General features: G+C 67.6%; 4 protein-coding genes. 2 read left to right on the forward strand and 2 right to left on the reverse strand.

The genetic code is table 11. The annotated features are described in order from the left end of the window. Both J7E68_RS18605 and trpD read right to left on the reverse strand, forming a co-directional pair. Nucleotides 1–710 (reverse strand): PHP domain-containing protein (locus J7E68_RS18605; RefSeq protein WP_215175023.1); only part of this gene is annotated, 710 nt, incomplete at its 3' end. Between the two features lie 8 nt (nucleotides 711–718). Further along, a complete protein-coding gene (trpD, locus tag J7E68_RS18610; protein WP_215175024.1) occupies nucleotides 719–1,783 on the reverse strand; it encodes an anthranilate phosphoribosyltransferase in 1,065 nt (354 codons plus the stop codon). A 153-nt stretch (nucleotides 1,784–1,936) separates the two neighbouring features. Between trpD and J7E68_RS18615 the strand changes: the two genes are divergently transcribed. Together J7E68_RS18615 and J7E68_RS18620 are read left to right on the forward strand one after the other, a co-directional pair. Next, nucleotides 1,937–2,629 carry a heme-copper oxidase subunit III gene (locus tag J7E68_RS18615; RefSeq protein WP_251049150.1) on the forward strand — a complete coding sequence of 231 codons (693 nt, stop codon included), beginning with the start codon at nucleotides 1,937–1,939 and terminating at the stop codon, nucleotides 2,627–2,629. 20 nt (nucleotides 2,630–2,649) lie between these two features. Next, nucleotides 2,650–3,107 (forward strand): cytochrome c (locus J7E68_RS18620; RefSeq protein ID WP_215175026.1); only part of this gene is annotated, 458 nt, incomplete at its 3' end.

A 3,107-nucleotide genomic window follows, 5' to 3' on the forward strand; every position in this document is an offset into this window, starting at 1 on the left:
TCCGGCCTCGTGCCGCGCTCGCCCTGCACGAGACGACCGGTGCAGTGCCCCAGGACGTTGACCCTGGGGTGCGAGACGGCCGCGAGCATCCTCGCCGTCATCGGTCGCGAGTCCATGCGCAGTTTGGAATGGACCGATGCCACGACGACGTCGAGCTCGCCGAGCAGCGCGTCCTCCTGGTCGAGGGACCCGTCGTCGAGGATGTCCACCTCGATGCCCGCCAGCAGAGTGAATCCGTCGCCCGTCTCGGCACGAACGAGCGGGATCTGCTCACGCAGACGCTCGGCCGAGAGACCACGGGCCACCCGGAGACGCGGCGAGTGGTCGGTGATCGCCTGGTACTCGTGCCCCAGAGCGCGCGCCGCGGCTGCCATGACCGAGATCGGCGTCGTCCCGTCGGACCACTCGGTGTGCGCGTGCAGGTCACCGCGCAGTTTCGTGCGCAGCTCGGAGACCCTCTCAGGCTCGACATCGCCGCGCAGCTCCACGAGGTAGTCGGGAACATCGCCGGTCTGCGCCTGGCGGATGACCGCGAATGTGGATTCGCCGATCCCCTTCGCGGCGCGCAGCCTGGTCGGGTCGGAGCGCACCTCCTCCGGCAGCTGCTGCAGGGTCGCTGCGGCCTGACGGAAGGCCTTCGCGCGATACCGAGACGCTCGTTCGCGCTCCAGCAGCGAAGCGATCTCGAGCAGCGCGGCGACCGGATCCATCACATCTCCTATGCGGATGCCAGCTCGCGGCTCACGCCGATCCACTCGTCGAGCTTGGCGGCGGCCCGACCGTCGTCGACGGCAGCGGCGGCACGGTCGTATCCCGCGCGCAGCCGCTCGAGGATGGGGCGCTGCACCTGGGTCGCGTCCTGCGAGAGTTCGAAGGCGACAATGCCCGCCGCGGCGTTGAGCAGCACGATGTCGCGCACCGCTCCCTTCTCGCCTTCGAGCGTGCGACGCAGCACCGCTGCATTGTGCTCGGGCGTGCCACCGATCAGGTCGGCGAGATCGGCGATCGGGATCCCGAGGTCGCGCGGGTCGAGGTCGTGCTCGTGGATGTCACCGCGCGTGACCTCCCAGATCCGGCTGTGGCCGGTCGTGGTCAGTTCGTCGAGACCGTCATCGCCACGGAAGACGAGAGCGGTCGCGCCGCGGGTGCGGAAGACGCCGGTGATCAGGGGGACCCTCTCGAGCTGCGCCACCCCGACCGCGTTCGCCTCGGCGCGTGCCGGGTTGCAGAGGGGGCCGAGCATGTTGAACACGGTGGGGACGCCGAGCTGGGCGCGCACCGCGCCGGCGTGCTTGAACCCCGGGTGGAAGGCGCCTGCCCAGGCGAACGTGATGCCGGTGCGATCGAGGATGGTCGACACCGCCGCAGGGTCGAGGGTCAGCTCGAGCCCCAACGCGCTGAGGACATCGGACGACCCCGACGCGGAGCTCGCGGCACGGTTGCCGTGTTTGACGACCGGAACCCCTGTCGCCCCGATGATGACGGCGGCGGTCGTGGAGACGTTGACCGTTCCGACGCGGTCTCCTCCTGTGCCCACGATGTCGAGGACGTTCGGGGACACGGGCAGCGGCACGGCCGCCTCCAGAATCGCATCGCGGAAGCCGACGATCTCGTCGATGGTCTCGCCCTTGGCGCGCAGCGCCACCAGGAACCCGGCGAGCTGCGCCTCGGTGACGTCGCCGCGCATGATCTGACGCATCGCCCACGTGGACTCCCAGACGCTGAGGTCGCGACGCTCCAGGAGAGTGGTGAGCACGTCGGACCAGGTCAGGGAATCAGCCATGTGAGCGATCCTATCGGCGACGGGAAAACGTGCAGGCTGTTCCTCGCGGGCGGGCGCACGCGAGGCATCCCCTTTTTCCCGCGGATTCACCGAGGATTCGCAGCGTTTTCTTAGGGTTGCCTAAGTCGCTGGACAGGGAATCGGGGTCCTCCGATGCGAGAATCATGCCCGAGGATCGGCCATAATGGAATAGTGACGACCTCAGCGACGTATGCCCCGGCGGCAAGAACGATCAAGCGCCCCAACCCGGTAGCTGTCGGCACCATTGTGTGGCTCGGCAGCGAGGTGATGTTCTTCGCGGGACTCTTCGCGATCTACTTCACTCTTCGCAGCACCTCTCCCGAGCTCTGGGCGGACCGCACCGAACTTCTGAACGTCCCGTTCGCGTTCGTCAACACGGCGATCCTTGTCCTCTCCTCGTTCACGTGCCAGATGGGCGTGTTCGCGGCCGAGGATCTGCAGCCGTACCGCATCGCGAAGGGACAGAAGAACGGCGCCGGACGCCGTCGCCTGTTCGGCTGGGGCATGGTCGAGTGGTTCTTCCTCACCTTCGCCCTCGGCGCGATCTTCGTGTCCGGCCAGGTCTGGGAGTACGCGACGCTCGTCGCTGAAGGCATGCCGATCAGCGCAGACTCCTACGCATCGGCCTTCTACCTGACCACGGGCTTCCACGCCCTGCACGTCACCGGCGGTCTCGTCGCGTTCCTGCTCGTCATCGGACGCGCGTACGCCGTCAAGAATTTCCGGCACAAGGAGGCGACCTCCTCGATCGTGGTGTCCTACTACTGGCACTTCGTCGACGTCGTCTGGATCGTGCTGTTCGTCGTTATCTACTTCCTGAAATAAGAGCGGAGCTGATCCCCGAGATGGCACGAGAGAAGAAGCGCCGTTCGAACGGCCGTCGCAGTCCCCTGGCTGCGGCAGCCCTCATCGGAGCAGGCCTCATGATCACCGGCGCCGTGTACGCCGGAACGACCGCAGCATTCGCTGCGACCGACACCCAGACGGCGGCGACCAGCACGCTCACGGTCGAGGACGGCGAGAAGCTGTTCACCGCGAACTGCGCCACCTGCCACGGTCTCGATCTGCAGGGCACGGCGAACGGCCCCAGCCTCTACGGCGTGGGCGAACTCGCGGTCGAGTTCCAGATGTCGACCGGTCGCATGCCTCTGCAGATGCAGGGACCCCAGGCGCCGCAGAAGGAGCCGCAGTTCACCGAGGAGCAGATCCTCGCGATCTCCTCCTTCGTGCAGGCCGAGGCTCCCGGGCCGACCTTCCCCGACGAGCACGTGCTCGACGGCGGCGGCGATGTCGCGAACGGTGC

This window comes from Microbacterium sp. ISL-103 (assembly GCF_018613995.1).
Classification (GTDB): Bacteria; Actinomycetota; Actinomycetes; order Actinomycetales; family Microbacteriaceae; genus Microbacterium.